The sequence below is a fragment of the Nitrosospira sp. Nl5 genome, from assembly GCF_900102495.1.
Classification (GTDB): Bacteria; Pseudomonadota; Gammaproteobacteria; order Burkholderiales; family Nitrosomonadaceae; genus Nitrosospira.
In genome coordinates this window covers 1-18,448 of sequence record NZ_FMVQ01000014.1, presented here as the reverse complement: position 1 = coordinate 18,448, position 18,448 = coordinate 1, and the positions used below count along the sequence as shown (strand labels likewise).

Annotated in this window: 10 protein-coding genes; 4 read left to right on the top strand and 6 right to left on the bottom strand. The window is 54.9% G+C overall.

Annotation, left to right across the window (positions count from 1 at the left end; all coding sequences use genetic code 11):
• Window positions 1–80 precede the first annotated feature (80 nt).
• The 5 genes from BLP45_RS12130 to BLP45_RS12110 form a co-directional block, all read right to left on the bottom strand.
• Entirely contained in the window at window positions 81–1,004 is a 924-nt protein-coding gene (locus tag BLP45_RS12130) for a CobD/CbiB family protein (protein ID WP_090372753.1), read from the bottom strand.
• Window positions 1,005–1,057: 53 nt separating this feature from the next.
• Window positions 1,058–1,936, bottom strand: coding sequence for a succinate--CoA ligase subunit alpha (gene sucD, locus BLP45_RS12125; protein ID WP_090372752.1), 879 nt, complete (start codon window positions 1,934–1,936; stop codon window positions 1,058–1,060).
• A 2-nt stretch (window positions 1,937–1,938) separates the two neighbouring features.
• The gene (gene sucC / locus BLP45_RS12120; protein ID WP_090372751.1) at window positions 1,939–3,126 is read right to left on the bottom strand and encodes an ADP-forming succinate--CoA ligase subunit beta; all 1,188 of its coding nucleotides are present in this window, start codon (window positions 3,124–3,126) and stop codon (window positions 1,939–1,941) included.
• Window positions 3,127–3,597: 471 nt separating this feature from the next.
• A complete protein-coding gene (locus BLP45_RS12115) occupies window positions 3,598–4,929 on the bottom strand; it encodes a PepSY-associated TM helix domain-containing protein (protein WP_090372750.1) in 1,332 nt (443 codons plus the stop codon).
• 212 nt (window positions 4,930–5,141) lie between these two features.
• Complete coding sequence (locus BLP45_RS12110; protein WP_090372749.1) at window positions 5,142–6,800, bottom strand: cyclic peptide export ABC transporter; 1,659 nt, start codon at window positions 6,798–6,800, stop codon at window positions 5,142–5,144.
• A 196-nt stretch (window positions 6,801–6,996) separates the two neighbouring features.
• Here BLP45_RS12110 and BLP45_RS12105 point away from each other — a divergent pair, with 196 nt between their 5' ends.
• From BLP45_RS12105 to BLP45_RS12090, 4 genes are all read left to right on the top strand, one after another.
• Complete coding sequence (locus tag BLP45_RS12105) at window positions 6,997–8,091, top strand: GNAT family N-acetyltransferase (RefSeq protein WP_090372748.1); 1,095 nt, start codon at window positions 6,997–6,999, stop codon at window positions 8,089–8,091.
• Window positions 8,092–8,101: 10 nt separating this feature from the next.
• Window positions 8,102–9,406: a lysine N(6)-hydroxylase/L-ornithine N(5)-oxygenase family protein gene (locus tag BLP45_RS12100; protein WP_090372747.1), complete on the top strand. Its 1,305-nt coding sequence runs from the start codon at window positions 8,102–8,104 to the stop codon at window positions 9,404–9,406.
• A 397-nt stretch (window positions 9,407–9,803) separates the two neighbouring features.
• Complete coding sequence (locus BLP45_RS12095; RefSeq protein ID WP_256327821.1) at window positions 9,804–11,870, top strand: TonB-dependent siderophore receptor; 2,067 nt, start codon at window positions 9,804–9,806, stop codon at window positions 11,868–11,870.
• Between the two features lie 47 nt (window positions 11,871–11,917).
• Complete coding sequence (locus tag BLP45_RS12090; protein ID WP_090372745.1) at window positions 11,918–12,880, top strand: alpha/beta hydrolase; 963 nt, start codon at window positions 11,918–11,920, stop codon at window positions 12,878–12,880.
• A gap of 61 nt (window positions 12,881–12,941) precedes the next feature.
• Here BLP45_RS12090 and BLP45_RS12085 read toward each other — a convergent pair whose 3' ends face one another.
• Window positions 12,942–18,425, bottom strand: coding sequence for a non-ribosomal peptide synthetase (locus BLP45_RS12085; protein ID WP_256327820.1), 5,484 nt, complete (start codon window positions 18,423–18,425; stop codon window positions 12,942–12,944).
• Between the last annotated feature and the right edge of the window lie 23 nt (window positions 18,426–18,448).

Sequence of the window (18,448 nt, the reverse complement as noted above, 5' to 3'; positions counted from 1 at the left end):
GAGAGTTTCTCAGGTGTATATAAAGGGAAAGGGCGAGGAACTCCGCAATTGCATCAGCATGGCTAATTTAACAGGTATTGTCATCCCGCCCAACTTGCAATCTCGAGCAGCAGAAGCAGTAGAAGCCACAACACCAGGGTACGCCAAATCAAGCCAACGGTACTTTGCAGGAAATCCATGTCCGCTTCTTCGCCCACTCCCAATTCAGGGCGATAGTATCTGCGGCCGGCCTCTCGCAATGAGTCTCCCAAGCGAACTCCCAGCGCTCCGGCGCCACTTGCCAGAATGATGCCCTGCGCTTGGTCAACCCACGACGCGGCTTGTGCACGCCAGCAATAAATTGCATCCTCGAAATTGCCGGCGATAGCAAAACTTACAGCGGTCGTTCTTGCGGGAAGCCAATCTATGACCTGGAATGCTCTCGCGGCGAAATGGCCAAACGCGTCCGATTCCTGCTGCCTGGGGTCGCTCCAACGCTCACTCAATAATTCCGCAAGCCGGTACAGCACGGGACCCAGCGGCCCCGGCAGCACGACAAAGCAGACTATTATGCCAAATACATAGCGATGCGAATGAATCAACGCCAGTTCAATGGTAATCCGCGCAATTTCCTGGCTGCTGAGTTCATCTGCCGGGACGCCGCGCCATTCCCTCAGCAGCTTGCGGGCCAGAAGCAAATCACCATTTCTAAGAGCATCCTTGATTTCCGTGAACGTGTAACTGAACTGGCGAAAACCCATGGCGAAATAGAGTACGATCACATTCCATACCCACGCCAGCAACGGGCTGAGGTGATGCAATAAATAATAGATCCAGCCTGTGAGTATCAGTACCGGAACGACTGCGGCGAACCATGCCGCAATGTCATGGCGGCGCACACCGGTGTTGAAATAGCGCTCCAGCGCGTCGGCATAGGCCAGAAATAGCAGGATGATACGATTGCGATCGCCAGCGGGACGCCATTGCTCCAGCAGGAGAGCGGAAATCAGCGAGAATAAGGTCATTGGAAAAAGGCCATGATGCGCGTTGTCAACCCGCTTTTATAAGCTCGGCAATATCATCGCAACGCCGACTTTAGCAACTTGCCCATTTCCGCCGGATTGCGGGTGACTTGAATGCCGCACTCCTCCATCACGGCAAGCTTTTCCCGCGCCGTGCCCTTCCCGCCGGAGATCACGGCACCCGCATGTCCCATGCGTCTGCCTGGCGGCGCAGTGACGCCTGCAATGAACCCCACCACTGGCTTCTTCATATTGTCCCTCACCCAGCGGGCGCAATCCTCCTCGTCGGAACCACCGATTTCACCCACCATCAATACAGCGTCGGTGTCATCATCGTCGTTGAACAGTTTCATCACGTCCAGGTGCTTCAATCCATTTACCGGGTCACCGCCAATGCCTATACAGGTGGATTGACCGAGCCCCCGCTCCATCAACTGCGCGACCGCTTCATATGTCAGGGTGCCGGAGCGCGATACCACGCCGATCCGGCCCTTCTCGTGAATATAACCGGGCATGATGCCAATCTTGATTTCATCGGGTGTGATAATGCCGGGGCAATTGGGGCCGATCAACCGGGTTTTTCGTCCCCGCATCTTGTGACAGGTGCGCAGCATGTCGCGAACCGGAATACCCTCTGTAATGCAAACTACCAGATCCAGTTCCGCATCCACCGCCTCGTCAATCGCGGCAGCGGCAAATGGAGGCGGCACGTAGATGACTGAAACTGTCGCCCCGGTTGCCTGTTTCGCTTCTCTAACGGTAGCGTAAACCGGAATACCCTCGAAAACCTCACCCGCTTTCTTCGGATTTACCCCGGCCACAAAGCAATTCTTTCCATTGGCATAATCGCGGCACAGCCGGGTGTGGAATTGCCCCGTCTTGCCGGTGATACCCTGCGTCATGACCCGGGTATTCCGGTTAACCAGGATAGCCATGACTATACTCCTCCCACGGATGTGGATGCCGAACCGGCCGCCCTCACAGCCTTTTCCGCGGCGTCCGCCATATTGGTTGCTGAAATAATCGGCAGCGCGGATTCGGCGAGAATTCTCTTGCCCAGATCCACATTGGTGCCTTCAAGGCGCACCACCAGCGGGACGTTTAGCTTCACTTCCCGCGCCGCTGCAACCACGCCTTCGGCGATCACGTCGCATTTCATGATGCCGCCGAAAATATTTACCAGTATGGCTTCCAGCCTTGGATTACGCAGCATCAGCTTGAACGCCTCCGCCACCTTCGCGGCGGTAGCGCCGCCTCCCACATCAAGGAAGTTGGCAGGATTCCCGCCATAAAGCTTGATAATGTCCATTGTCGCCATCGCCAGACCCGCGCCGTTGACCAGGCAGCCGATGTTTCCGTCCAGCGAGACATAGGAAAGATCATGTTCGGATGCCTCGATCTCCGCCGGGTCTTCCTCGTCGAGATCGCGCAAAGCGGCAATCTCGGGATGACGGAATAGTGCGTTGTCGTCAAAACTCATTTTCGCGTCGAGTGCGACGATATGATCATCAGCGGTAAGTATCAGCGGATTGATTTCGACCAGGGAGGCATCAGTATCGTCAAACGCCTGGTATAAACCCTGCAACAAGGCGGCTGCTTCCGCAATGGCGGGTTCCGGAATGCCGATCTTGCGAGCAATGCCAGCGGCATCTTGTTCAGCTAATCCGGTCAGGGGGTCGATGAATGCCTTGTGAATTTTTTCCGGCGTCCTCGTGGCAACCTCCTCGATATCCATCCCCCCTTCGGAACTTGCCATCAGGCACACGCTCCGGCTGCCGCGATCCACTACCAACCCTGCGTAAAGCTCCGTTCCGATATCGGCGGCCCGCTCGATGAGAAGCCGCCGCACAACTTGACCCTGCGGGCCGGTCTGATGCGTAACGAGCGTCATACCCAGTATTTTCCCGGCAAATTGTTTCACCTCGTCGAGCGACTTCGCTACTTTTACGCCACCTCCTTTGCCGCGCCCGCCGGCGTGAATCTGTGCTTTAACCACCCAGCTGCCGCCATTCAACTTTCTGGCTGCCTCCACTGCTTCATCAGCGCTGAAGCAAGGGATTCCCGACGGCGTGGCAATGCCAAACCCGCGCAAAATCTTTTTAGCCTGGTATTCGTGGATTTTCATGGCCTCTCCAACGATTCGGAAAATGAAGTATAACGTAATAACTTTACTGGCGTTATGGGCAGAAATGTGGTTGTCGTTGCATAGTTGCCCTGTTAAATCGGATAAGCACGGCAGCAACCTAATTGAGAATGAGTTGAGCTGAGTTTAGCTACTTGATCTTCGATTTTACACAGCATTTATTTGAGAAGCCTAAGCATGGCTTTCTGAACCACGACAGAGGCGTGGAGACTCCTGCGACAATGGGCGAACATATACGATGTTGGAATTCGATCAAGAACCGCAGCCACCAGTCCGAGAGGAATACTTGACTAGTGTTTATGAAGCAGGTCAACTGATGGCGGGCTGGAGCGCCTATGCCTTATAGGAGGATGTAAATGTTCTGCAAACGCAACCTGCCGGCGCATTTCCTATTGGACGGAAGTATCGGGTGATATCGCTCAAAATCTTCAATACATTAACGCACAATTACACTCATGCATCCATGTCATTCATTATCGTACCTGTCGCTCGGGACGTCACCGGCTCATCCCCCCTCTGTCTTTGATAACCCACAAGCATTTTCTTTCGTGCCCAGCGTTTCTTCTGCCACAGAATCACCCCCGTAACCGAGAGCATCGCCACCAGTAGTCCCATTGCGGAAATAAAAATACGCCCCGGTAGGCCGAGGATACGGCCGGAATGCAAGGGGAACTGGGCCTGCATAAAAATATCTCCCGCACTACCGGTGCCTGGTACGTTGGCTCCGGCAGGGGACCCATTCTTGTCGAAATATAAGGACGGATTGCCCAGTCCGATATCGCCATGGTCGTTCCCTGGCTCGAAAAAAGTCACACCATAGATACCGAACTCAGGCACATAAAATATTCCGCCCGGCGGTTTACTCCAGCCAAGCTTTTTAGCTTCCACAGTGGCGAGCTGGAGCACTGCATCCCGGTTAATAGCCGGTTCGATTGGCTGATCAGGTGGATTGGGTGTGCCCGAGAAGGGACTCGGCGTCAGCGTCGAGAATAGCGATACCAGCGGCCTCATTACCTCTTCCCTGAGATTCTGCGATACCGCAGTAACCGCGAGAATCAGCAAAAATCCCCACACCCAAACCCCGCCTGAACGATGCAAGTCAAAGTTGAGCTTGGAATTACCCTGCCTCCAGCGGAAAGTGAACGACTTACGCCACGCGCTGGCGTTGGGAAACGAAATCCATAATGCAATGAAGCAGTCAAGCGTCCAGACAATTGCAAGAATACCCATGAACAGGATGCCAAGCTCGATACCGAACCCATCGGGAATGTGCATGCTGAAATGTAGCTTGTACAGGAAGGGCAGCAAATTTTCACGGCTGAGTGAAATTTCCCCCCACATGCGCTTCCCCCGAACCTCACCGTCCACAGGATCAAGCGCAACCTGGTTGAAACCCAGGTCAAAAGCCCTTCCGGTACTCGGGTCGAGACGTGGACTCACGCCCAGGGCAAGGTTATGCCCGGGCTCGATCTCTAACGGAACCCACGTAATCAGCAATCGGGGATCGGCTGCTTCCAATTGTTCGGCTAGCGCCAACGGAGATTGAGGAACTCCCTCTCCCCCCTGCGCTTCAAATAATTGCGGGTTGAGCCACTCGTCCAGTTCATGATCCCAGGAGATTATTGCACCCGTGAGCCCAGAGATGAACAAAAACACCGCCAGGAAAAGACCAGTCCACCGGTGCATCAGCACAAAAAAATTGCGCTCGATCCAACGTTTGCCAACACGTTGGTTTTCTGGCGTTTCGATTGTGGGGGATGTCGCCGGCGTGATAACTCGTTTCATTGCGTTAAACCTGAATCCTGCAGTTGCATGGGGCAGAGCGGGCGGTTTTTGGAATGCAGGGTAAGACGCAATGCAGCCCTATATCGCAAATCATGCACGCTCCCCTGTAGCGAATTCATAATAAAAGGGAGGGTGAAAATCTGAGTGGTGCGAAAAGCCATTGTGATCATAGCACTGAATTGCAAGGCGAGCGATTTAATGCAGGATCTGGATTAGACTGCGCTATTAAGTGCCAGCGATGGTATTGCTGTGCTTTCTTTCATTGGTGGGCGGCTGTTGAAAATCAGCGCGCCGCTCTCCATGCGTATTAGGCGGTCGGCAAGATGAAAGTATCGATCATCGTGTGATATCACCAGTACCGCTTTGCCCATGGCCCGTAATTCAGGAAGGATCTCCCGATAAAATACTTCTTTGAACACCGGGTCCTGGTCTGCCGCCCATTCGTCAAACATGAAAAACGGCCGGTTCTCCAGGTAGGCTACCACCAAAGCAAGACGCTTGCGCTGCCCTTGAGATAAAGCAAGTGTAGTGAACGCGCCATCCTGCACTTTAACTTTGTTCTGCAAATGCAGTTTTGTCAGGAGGCGGTTGCCTTCGCTATCCAGTTGGACGCTACTCGTCTCGAGCAGGCGATCGAAAAGGTGAAAATCGGAAAAAATTGTGGAAAACAGCTGTCGATAATGATCACGATTCGTCTCATCCACCACCCTGCCATTGAGGATTACTTGGCCCTCTTCCGGCGGGTAAAGCCCTACCAGCACTTTAGCCAAGGTAGTCTTGCCGCTGCCGTTGCCGCCAACCAGAAAGGTAATCGTCCCTGGACGAAACTCCAGGTCTATAGGGCCCAGGGTAAAGAATTCGTCGCTCTGTTCGTGATAATAACGGTGCAATACGCCCTGGAGGGCAATGGATTGCAATGTAGGCGAAGAGGAACCGTCCGTCTGCGTTTCTGAAGTAGACATTGCGCGTGTTATTTCCTCAATCCGCTCAGCGGAAGCCCGCGCCAGATTAGCCCGCGGAATGTTCAACAGGAGCGCCTCGAGAGGCCCCACCATGTAAACAAACACAAGCGCATAACCCGTCATGATGAGGGCCTTGTCGGGAACATTATTCACCAGTGCGAATAATACCATTCCAATAAACGCGTAGAGCAGGAATTGGGCCCAACCGCCTGAGGCGACAAAGACTGACATTCCCAAGGTTCTTTCGCGGCGCACGGTTTCAATCGACCTTCCGAGTACCTCCTCATAAAACGCGATCCCTTTTTGGCGATTCAGACGAAGTTCCTTCGCCCCATCGGTAAGGGAACGAAAGTAGGCAAACAGCCGGTCCTGCTCGTCAGCGGCAATATTCAAATGCTTTATGGCCCGTAAATGCGCAAGGTGATATCCCAGAGAGCCCAAGCCAACCACCACGATGGCAAGCAGGAACACGTGCCAGGAGAGCCACGCCATATAAGCGAGGCATCCCGCGACGATAACTGCATTCATCAGTATTACCGGAAAGCTTACGAAAAATTCTGCAACGTGACTAGAATGCTCGGCGAGTGCGGATTGCACGCGTGCAGCGCCGATTGATTCAAGCTGCCTGTAATCGGCAGCCAGCACACGTCTCGCAATAAAGCTGCGTAATTCCGCATGGGCGCGCTGGCCCAACCGCTCGAAGAGAATGGCTGCAACCACATAAGTCAACATTACGCCGACCGCGGTTACGGCAAAAGCGAGCGCTCTTGACCCGATTTCCGGTTCGGCTGTAGTGAGCGCGGAACTGATCTGCGCCACCAAAAACACACTGCAGACACCATGGATCACGGTGATTAATGAAGCGCCCACTAATAATGCTTTCGATTGACTGACGAGATACTTAAGCACGGCTGTCTCTAACTAAGATGATATGAAGGAGACGAACGATCATTATAAATATTTACTGTGGAAATCCAATACATATGACTAACGCAATTCCACCTGGCGTACGCTCGAAAAGATCATTAAACAATAACGTTTCTCATTCGTCTTTCTCTTCTATAGGAACATTCATCCTCAAACTGAATTCTTACGGAGTCCGTTGATGGGTACGCAACACGAGCAAATCCAGGAGCTGCCTGCTCGTGCGGTGCCGTTGATGTCCTTCCCCGATGGGGCGGTTTATCTGGCGACGTATTATGGCAATACGCTGCTGTTGCAGCCTGCCGACGGAGAGGAAAGCTCGGCCGGATGGAAGCTGTACCAGCAATCAGGCCAATTAAAGCTGGAATGGACCGATTCCCGCTCTGGCATGCCGGACACGTCCGAACTGCTGGCAGCGCTCGAAGCATCCTTTACCAGTTGCCCAAATCACCATAAGCTGAACCTCGTGGCCCCGGTGGGGCAGGCGGACGAACTGCTCCAGTCAGGGGTTCTGCTCAGGGGCGAGAACGATCAGCTGACCGTCTACGCTGAGCTTTTCTGGCAGCAGTCCAGAATCTGGCTTGCTTCACCTCAGCCATACGCTTTTCCCCCATCCTATGTCCTCAGCCATGGCCGGCGCCACCCATTGCGCCGGCCCAAACCGATCGGCACTGTCTATCGGCGGTACATCCCGTGGCTAGACCAGACACTTTCGTTCCGGGCGATAAACATCGGGCATGATCTGGAGCGCTTCAGCCGCTGGATGAATGATCCGGTGGTCGCGCAGGCATGGCGGGAAGACGGCGACCTTGTCAAGCATAAGACGTACCTCGAAGGCATCGCAGCCGATCCGCATGTCATCGGACTTGTCGGCTGTTTTAACGACGAAGCATTCGGTTATTTTGAAGTGTACTGGGCGAAAGAAGACCGTATTGCCCCCTTCTATCACGCGGACGATTTCGACCGCGGCTGGCATGTACTGATCGGGGAACCCCGCTTCCGGGGCAAACCCTTCGTTACCGCGTGGATGCCATCCATCTCGCATTATCTGTTTCTCGACGATTGCAGAACACGGCACATCGTCATCGAACCTCGTGCGGATAATCACAAAATGATCCGCAGTCTTGCCAAGTGTGGTTACGCGAATCTCAAGGAGTTCGATTTCCCTCACAAGCGCGCCATGCTCGGAATGTTGTTGCGGGAACGCTTCTTTGCTGAACGGCTATGGATCCCGCGCGATGCCATCGTAACGTCACTTTCCGCAACTCCGTTCTAAGGATATCGCCATGCAAATTCACGACTTGATCGGCATCGGCTTCGGCCCCTCCAATATTGCGCTTGCCATTACTCTTGAGGAAAAAAAGCAGCACGGATTCAACGTTGACGCATTTTTCATCGAGAAACAGCCAAGTTTCGCCTGGCATGCCAACATGATGCTCGACAACACACATATGCAGATTTCCTTCCTGAAAGATCTGGCAACCATGCGGAACCCGTCAAGTTATTTTACATTTATCAATTACCTGCATCAGAAGCAGAGGCTCCAGGACTTTATCAACTTGAAAACCTTTTTCCCGAGCCGCCACGAGTTCAACGATTACCTTGCCTGGGCCGCGGCGCATTTCGATAGCCGCTGTGCTTATGGAGAAGAAGTTTTCGAAGTGCTGCCCGAGAAGCGTAATGACGAAGTCACGCTGCTGCGCATACGCTCGCGCGACGCGCACAATGTCATTCATGAACGGCTTGCGCGCAATCTTATCGTCAGCGTCGGAGGGATGCCCAGCATTCCCGAATGTTTCCTGCCGTTGAAAAACGATGCACGGGTGTTTCATTCGAGCGGATACCTTCGCGAGATCGCACGGCACGAGGGCGCCAAAAAGGTGGCCGTCCTAGGCGCGGGTCAGAGCGCGGCTGAAATTTTTATGGATTTACACAATCGTCCGGGCAGCCCACAAGTCGATCTCATCATGCGGGCTCGCGCAATCAAGCCCTCGGATGACAGCCCCTTCGTCAATGAAATTTTTAATGCCGATTTCACTGATTTCGTTTTCAGCCGCTCCGATCAGGATCGCACCGCGCTACTCGATGAGTTCTGGCACACCAATTATGCGGCACCCGATCTCGTTTTGATCGAGCAGATTTTCAATGTGTTCTACCAGCAGCGCGTCACCGGCAATACGTGTCACCGCTTTCTGCGCCGCCACGAGGCCATCGGCGCCAATGCTGGGCCGGAAGGCATTCAGTTAGTTCTGAAAGATCTTAACGCCGGCCGCGAATATCGTGTCACTTACGATGCAATCGTGCTTGCGACAGGCTACAGCCGCGATTATCATAAATCGCTGCTGGAACCACTTTCACCCTACATGGGCGACTTCACCGTCGATCGTCAATACCGTTTGCAGAGTACGCCGAATTTTCGGCCGGCAGTCTTCCTTCAAGGTGCCTGCGAGTCGAGCCATGGCCTGAGCGACACCTTGCTTTCGATAACCGCCATTCGCACCGACGAGATAGGGCGAGCATTGCTGGGCGCGGTAAATCAACCAGTAGCCAAACAAACGGGTAACCCGATACGCGCGGTTGCCAGCGGTTGAAAATCATTTTATCTTTTCGACTTTTGTTGCCAAAAACACCCACTGGCCACCCAACTTCTCTATAACATACCGACTTTTTAACCACTGAGCAACTACCATGAAGGCCTACACAAAAACTATTAAAGGGCTTAATCCACTTAAATCTCTACCACTTACCAGACTCTGTAGCGCAGTAGGGTACGCGCTTCTCGGCTTATCAATGGCCGGTTACGCCCACGCGCAGCAGACTGGGCCGGAACCCGCGAAAACGGAGAAGAAAGCCCCGCCAGCCGTAGACGATACACAGCGGCCGGCTGCTGCTGAATCAACCGGCTCGAAAGAGAAAGCCGCCCCGGTTGCTGGCGATACGCAACAGGCTGCGGAAACATCGAAGCCGGCAGAAACTGTCTTGCCGACAATGGTCGTCAAGGATAAAGGGGAAGACAGCTATGTTACCAAGAGCAGCATGACAGCGACCAAGACCAGCACGCCGATTATAGAAATACCCCAATCAATTTCGGTTGTTACCCGCCGTGAGATGGATATGCGCGGCGTGAACCTCCATTTCACCGAAGCACTGCGTTATGTACCGGGCGTGGTGGTCGATCAGTTCGGGTTTGAGGGGCGGGGTTTCGAGTATGTAAGTATGCGCGGCTTCAACTCCCTGAGCACTGCTAATTTCCGGGATAATTTAAGCCAGCAGGGGAGAGGGCTTTTTTTCGCCGACTTCATCACCGATCCCTATTCTCTTGAGCGGGTAGATGTATTGCGCGGTCCCAGCTCAGTCACTTTTGGCCGTGGCGACGCGGGAGGTATTGTGAATCGCGTCACCAAACTTCCCAGCGCCACCCCCATCCGTGAAATTGAACTCCAGTACGGTAACTTCGATCGCAAGCGGATCGCCACGGACTTCGGTTTGGTGAATGCCGACGGCACGCTGATGTTCCGCCTCGTTACTTCCGCGCTGGATACGGATACCCAGGTACGCTTTGCCAATACAGGGGGAGACCGGGCACAGATCAGGCGCTTTTACATCTCGCCATCGCTGACCTGGCGTCCAACCGACAGGACATCCATTACTCTTTTTGGTGACATCCTGAACAACCGTAGTGAAGGGTCCGCCTTTTTACAGGCTGCGCCAGATGGTAGCCCTACCAATACGATTCTGGCCGAACCCAATTTTACGCGGTATTCAACCGACCAGGCCTCCTTCAGCTACAAACTTGAGCACCATATCAATGAAACCTTCACGGCGCGACAAAACTTCCGTTTCATGCGGCTTGACGGCAGGTACAGGGACATCGATCCCGGTTTTGATCCTGATACAGGAACTCGATTTGCTGGGGATGGGCGAACCCTGCGTCGCTCAGCATTCAGTACCAGAGAGCAAGTGGACCAAACCGTGCTGGATACACATGTGGAAGCTCGTGCTCACACAGGCCCTCTGCGTCACACCGTCTTGGTTGGAATCGACTGGAACCGCGTTGAGTCCACCCTTCAATATTTTACACCCTCTGCTCCAACCCCCTCCATTGATATTTTCAACCCCAGATATAACCAACCGATGCCCACCCCGAATTCGCTGTTCATCAATGGCGCCCAAAAGGTAGACCAGGTTGGCTTTTACGTACAGGATCAAATCAAGTTTGACCAGCGCTGGGTTTTAACTCTGAGCGGGCGCCACGACAGGGTGTCGAGCGTTACTAACGTTAATATCTTCGACCCGCAGCATTCCCCGAGCAAGGATGCAGCATACACCGGCAGGGCAGGCCTGACCTACCTTTTCTCCAGCGGCGTCGCGCCTTATGTGAGCTATTCGCAGTCGTTTCTGCCTCAATATGGGCTCAATTTTTTTAATAACACTCCCTTCGAACCTACGCGAGCATCTCAATACGAGGTAGGCATCAAGTATCAGCCTCCAGGCACTAGGAGTTTGTTTACCGCGGCGTTGTTCGAGTTGACCAAAACCAACGTTTTGATTCCTGATCCTCGCACACCGCTTGGCTTGTCGCAAACAGGCGAGATCCGCTCCCGGGGCGCGGAATTAGAAGCAAGGACAGAGGTTTTTCGAGGACTGAATTTGATTGGTGCCTTCACCTATAACGACGTCAAGGTAACCGAAAGTGCGCAAGGTTTTGAAGGTAAAATGCCCATCCTGGTTCCCAACACAAGCACTTCTGGCTGGCTCGATTATAACCTCGGCACGTTGAATGTCGACTGGTTGAGGGGATTCTTCATCGGGGGCGGCGTGCGCTATGTGGGTAAGGTATTTAATGATGATGCAAACACAAGCATCACACCGTCGTTCACCCTGTTCGACGCAGTTGTTCGATACGATCACGGCCCCTGGCAATTTCTCATAAATGCCAATAACATATTTAATGAAAAATACTTCTCTGCAAGTTCTGTCGTCCCAGGCTCCGGCGGAAGCTTTTTCATGGGCACGCAACGTACTGTTGTCGGGACATTAAAATTCAGGTTTTAACATGTCCGTACAAAAATCCTTACTACACTGTAGCCTGAGCACTCGCAGTGGCGCTTGACCCCGATCTTGCCGCATTTCTTGAGCTTGTCGAAGCCGGCATCGCCAATGGTGCGCAACCGTTGCATGAATTGACGCCACCAAAAGCGCGTGCGGCATACGATGCTTCAACCCTGACGCTGGATTCTCCGGGTACGAAGGCCGTAAGCATCAATTCAATCAACATCCCCTGCCGTGATGGCGATCAGATCAATACGCGGCTTTATGCGCCCGCATCGGGCGAACCACTCGATGGGGTTTCCTTGCCGGCGCTACTGTATTTTCATGGCGGTGGATACTGCGTCGGCAGCCTTGATTCTCACGATTCGCTTTGCCGCGCACTGGCTGCGCTTACGCCATGTTGTGTCCTGAGCGTTGCATACCGGCTCGCGCCCGAGCACAAATTCCCGACTGCCGTTCATGATGCGCAAGATGCCTATCAATGGCTGTTATCAAACGGACCCGCCTACGGTGTCGATACACACCGCATCGCGGTGGGCGGCGATAGCGCGGGAGGAACGCTGGCAACCGGGTTAACGATCGCGGCACGTGACACTGGATGGCCGCAGCCAGTGCTGCAGGTGCTCCTTTATCCGTGCACGAGCGCCTGGCAAAACACCAGGTCGCACAATCGTTTTGCTCACGGTCATCTGCTTGAAGCCACGACGCTGCAATGGATGTTCAACCATTACCTGCGTAACAGTGAGGATCGGATGGATTGGCGTTTTGCGCCCCTTGAAGCGGCCTATCTGGACGGCCTCGCACCGGCATTCCTTGCTTTGGCCGAATACGACCCCTTGGTGGATGAAGGTATCGCATATGCAAACAGGCTTAAAGCGTCAGGCGTTCATAGCCATCTCAAGGTCTACGGAGGAATGACCCATGATTTCGCCCGTCTCGGGAATATTGTACGAGACGCCGGTCTGGTGCGCCAGGATATCGCGCAGACGCTCGCTGAAGCATTTCAGCCATAGTTGCGCACAAGCAACTTGATCCCGGTTTAAAGCCACGTTTGTTAGCAGTTACCCTCCGGCATTAATCAACCTCCTCGGCCTTCGTTACACAATCCGAGGTAGCCGCGAGCGTGGATTCCACTCCCAGCAGCAAAGATTCCGTTCGTACGATTGCGAAATGATCGGCATCAAGTTCGATTGACTGTAATGTCTCTTGCTCGATTTGCAGGGCAAGCGCCAGCCGGTCAGATAGCGGACGTGTCGCCGCCCACCAGCAGGTTGCCTGTACTTGCAAGGGACTCAGTGCGGATGCCTGCAGCGACAGTGCTTTCAACTGGCGCGCCACGATAAAGATACGTGCCAGCTCTTCGGCTCCCATGTCAGCGTAGCCTCCGGCCTCCGTATTGCCCTCTTCTCCTGTGCGCACCCGGATCTGTTCGGCCGAAATGAGATCTTCCAGTAAACCGGTGATTGCCTGCTCAGATGGCTGTTCTGATTCTGTCGCACATTCACCATCCGGTAAGTCATCCTGTATTACATCGCCAGGCTTCGCGCCAGGAACGACTAAGGAAACAAAATCAGAAAAATCGCATCGCCAGTCATCGGACTCCGATTGCTCGTCACCGGGAATAAAAGAATCAATCAGCCCGAGGAATGCCACCGTTTGTCCCTCTGCCTCCAGACGCGCGGCAATCATGGCTGCCAGCGTGCCTCCAAGGGACCAGCCCAGCAGGTGGTACGTACCTTCCGGCTGCATGGACCGGATTATCCCGCTATAGTCCTTCGCCATCTGATCGAGGGACACGTCGTTGTATGTATGATCCGCGAGCATCCGGCAGGGAAGTCCATAGACCGTTCGCTTAGCCTGGAGCTGACGCGCGAGAGGCTGGTAATCGAATACTGTCCCCAGCCCGGCATGAATACAGAACAACGGTTGGGCATGCCCTTTTCCTGCAGCAAGGTTCAACGCGAGCAGTGCCTGTGTCCTCTGCTGCGCCTGCAGATCCAGCCCGAGCAATCCAGCAATCGTGGGCCGCTGCATCAAATCCCGCAGCTTGAGATCAAATTTCGCTTCGCTCAGATTGCGCATGCGTGCCATCACCTTCAGGCTCGATAACGAATCTCCGCCAAGGGCAAAAAAGTTGTCGGTTTCACCCACTCGTTCCACACCCAGCACTTCTTGCCAGATGCCGGCCAATAATCTCGCTTCACGTGTGGAGGGTGCGCAATACGTGTCCGAGGCGGCGGCGTCCGTAACGCCCGGCTCCGGTAATGCTTGCCGGTCCAGTTTGCCGCTCGTCAGTCGCGGCAGGGCTGCCACGGCGATAATATGCGCAGGAATCATGTATTCAGGCAGCCGTCCTGCAAGCTCCTGCTTAAGGCGGGCTGTGAGAACCGGAGATTGTGCACCGGGTGCCGGAACCACGTAAGCAGTCAGTTGATGGCCTGCCGCGCCCGCGTGAACGACAACCGCTGCTTCTGCCACTCCGGTTACTTCACGTATGCGCGCCTCGATTTCTCCCAGCTCGATGCGAAAGCCGCGAATTTTCACCTGGTGATCGTTTCGGCCGATGTATTCGATGTTGCCGTCATCCAGCCAGCGTACGAGGTCCCCCGTGCGATAGAGCCGCCCCCCCCCCTTCTCATCGAACGGGTCTGCCACGAAGCGTTCCGCTGTCAAGCCGGCTCGTCCAAGATACCCTCGCGCCAACCCGTAGCCGCCGATATATAGCTCGCCCACTACGCCCTTGGGCACGGGCTGCATGTCAACATCAAGCACATACGCAGCCCGCTCCCCCACTGGACGCCCTATCGGCGCATATGCGCAATCAAAACTGGAACTTGCCTCAGTCCTCCAGATCAACGGCGTGACGACAGTCTCCGTCGGTCCATACCCATTGATCAGAATGCGCGGCCTTAGCGTCCGACGGACGAGGTCATACGACGCCTTGGGCATGGCTTCCCCCCCGAACACGTAAAGCTCGACAGGGGGTGGATCGCTGCGGGGCGCCGCCCATTCGGCAACCTGTCCCAAATAGGCCGGTGGAAATGCGGCATTGGTGATGCCATAATCGTGCAGGGCACGGTAGGTCTGTTCAGCGGTCCACAGCTCCTGGTCTCGCACTGCCAATCCGGCGCCGACCGTCAGCGCGGTAAGCCAGCGCTCATGGGCGCCATCGAACGAAAAGGACATGAAAAGCAGCTCGCACGAGCGCGGACTCATGCCATAAATCTCGGCGGTCGCCCTGCAATGCATCGCCAACGGACCATGCGTGACTGCTACGCCTTTTGGAATGCCCGTCGATCCCGAAGTGTAGATGACATAGGCAAGGTTGTGCTCGTTGATCGAAACCTGGGGATTCGAATCCGGCCCATCCCCAAGATCGACCGTATCCAATACCACCGTTCGCGCCGCTTTGATGGCCCCAAGCTTTGGCAGGACCTTGCTTTGCGTTATCAGAATCGATAATGCGCTGTCTTCCATCATGAATGAAAGCCGCTCAACCGGATATTCCGGATCCAGGGGCACGTAGGCGGCGCCCGCCTTGAGTACCGCAAGCAGTGCCACAATCACATCGAGCGAGCGCTCCATTGCGACGCCGATTCGGATTTCCGTTCGAGCGCCCAGTGAAATAAGATGGTGCGCAAGCCGGTTCGCCCGTAAGTTCAGTTCGGAGTAACAAAGTTCCTGCTCATCCATGAGCAGCGCGATAGCTCCAGGCCGTGAGAGCGCATTTTGTTCAATTGCATGGTGAACTGCGTGGCGCGGTACGTTCCCCACGCTGCGATCAACATGCTGGTTCCGCCCCAGAGAAAACACGCTGTCGAGACCGGCCCATCCCATCCACCCCAACTCCCCCATGGCACGCTGCGGATGAGCCATCATTTCCCGTATCACGAGTTCCATATGATCGCGCAATTCAAGCACAAACTCGTCTGCGAAATCCTTTCGCCCATAGGCATACTCGATTTCGAGAGTGTCACCAATCACGACTTGCAAATCCATGGCGTAACCGGTGAGTCCCTTACCTTCGACCTCTCCAAAACGAAGCCCATAGAATTCGTTGCCCCGCAGTGCCTCATCGACGGGATAATTCTCGAACACGACAATACTATCAAAGAGAGGCTGTCCCGGAGAACCTGCCCAGCGCTGTACATCGGCGAGCGAGGCATGCTCGTGTTCGCGCAGCCTGGCATTTGTCTGTTGCAGCAGGCCGAGATGTTCTGCCACCGACAAATTGCTCCGGCGCCCTATGGGAACGGGAATCGTGTTGATAAACAGTCCCAGAATTTCTTCGGAATTTGGGAGGCTGGGAGGCCGACCTGCTACTGTCGCCCCGAAGACGACGGTTTCCCTGCCCGTATGACGCTGCAAAAGCAGTCCCCATGCCGCCTGCACGATAGTATTGACCGTCACCCTCTGGCGTTGCGCAAACGCTTGCAATTGGCGGGTTTCCTCCGGGGTCAGTCGGGTATAGATCTGAGCGAAGCCTGATCGTCCTTCTTTTGCTGTTGCTTTGGTTGCCGGCTTTGCGAGCAAAGTCGGACCTTCAAGACCAAGAAGTTCAGTTTGCCAGAAGTCCCTGGTAGCCTCGACGTTCTGTCGTGCGAGCCAACGCACATAATTACCATAGTCGGGTCCCCGTGGCTCGAGAATTTCATTATCGTAGCTACGCAGCCACTCGCTAATCAGCCTCGTATCGCTCCACCCATCCAGCAGGATATGATGTCTCGTCCATATCAGTCGGTGGCGGTTCTCCGCTATCCGGATCAGGCTGAGTCGGACCAGGGGCGGGTTGAGGAAATCAAACTCGCGCTTCAGATCTTCATCCGCATAAGCGGCAATCCTTGATTCGAGCTGATCCAGACCGCTCCAATCCAGGTGAACAACGGGGACAATAGGGACGCTAGCCTGCCTGAATACAATCTGGAGCGGACGAGCCAAGCCAGCTTGCCACAGAAAACCTGTACGCAGGACCGGATGACGCCTGACCATCGCCTGCCATGCGCTCGCTAACCTTTCCGGGTCAAGGCCCTCCACTTCAACGCTGAGCTGGTTCACATAAAGTCCCGTACCTTCTTCCGCAGATTCCAGCGTATGGAACAGCATTCCTTCCTGTGTGGGCGACAGAGGATAGACGTCGTCGATGTCATCATCGGTAAATACCAACGAAGCAACGACTTCAGCACTTACGTAATCGTGGAGGTAGCCACGCTCCGAGGCGACCGCATTCGATTCCTGGATTGTTTCAACCAGCTCCGCCAACGCCGCGATGTTCTGCCGTTCGAACAATTGCCGCGGCGTGATCTTCCAGCCCGCGCGGCGCGCTTTGGTGACGATCTGGAGACTGAGTATGGAATCTCCCCCCATTTCAAAGAAGTTGTCGTTCCGCCCCACCTGTCCGATGCCGAGCACCGCCGCCCAGATGCCCGCCAGCGCCTCTTCCACCTCCCCCTGGGGCGGCTCATGGTTGTCACGGTGGGCCAGTTCCGGCTCGGGCAATGCCTTGCGGTCCACCTTGCCGTTCGGATTGAGCGGCAGAGCCTCCAGCACTATTATCGCAGATGGCAGCATGTAGTCCGGCAAAACCTTCGCAATCCCCTCACGCAAAGCACCCGCTTCCACTTCGGCTCCCGCGTGCAGCGATACGTAGGCAATCAGCCTCGTTCCGCTTGCCCCCTCCCGGGCAATGGCTACAGCTTCCCTCACTCCTGCCTGCGCAAGCAGCTGCGCTTCGATTTCCCCCAGCTCAATCCGGAATCCCCGTACCTTGACCTGATGGTCCAGCCTTCCCAGATATTCAATCTGTCCGTCCGCTCGCCACCTTGCCACATCACCCGTCCGGTACAGCCGCCCTCCCTGATCATCGAAAGGATCGGCTATGAAACGCTCCGCGCTCAACCCGCCACGATTCAGATAACCGCGCGCCAGTCCGATACCTCCAAGGTACAACTCTCCAGCCACACCTTGGGGCACGGGGTTGAGATAAGCGTCGAGTATGTATGCGTTCGTGCCGGCAACGGGCGTGCCCAGGGATGGTGTATCGGTATCCTTGTCTACACTTCCAGCTACAGACCAGATGGTTGTCTCCGTAGGACCATACATGTTCCATAATTCGACGCCCAGTTCACGCAACTGATTGGCAAGATCGATCTGCAGGGTCTCCCCGCCGCATAGTGCTTTGAACGACTTTTTCCCTTCTCCTTGCGGACCCTTCCATCCAGCAGCCAGCAACATCCGCCAGCCAGCAGGAGTGGACTGCAGGAGGTTCGGCTGATGGGTCGCAAGTAGTTGCGCCAAAATTAATCCATCACGAGTCGCCGTTTGCGGCGTAAGCACCACCCGAGCGCCTGCGATCAGAGGTACGTACAGTTCGAGTGCCGCGATGTCGAATGACAGCGCCGTTACGGAAACGAGGGTGTCGTCGGCATCTATGCCTGGAAGCTGGCGCATGCTGATCAGAAAGTGGCTGAGCGCTTGATGACGAACAGTTACCCCCTTTGGTTTCCCGGTAGAACCGGAGGTATAGATGACATAGGCAAGGTTATCGCCATGCAGGGACACCGCAGGGTTGTGCTCGGGCTCAT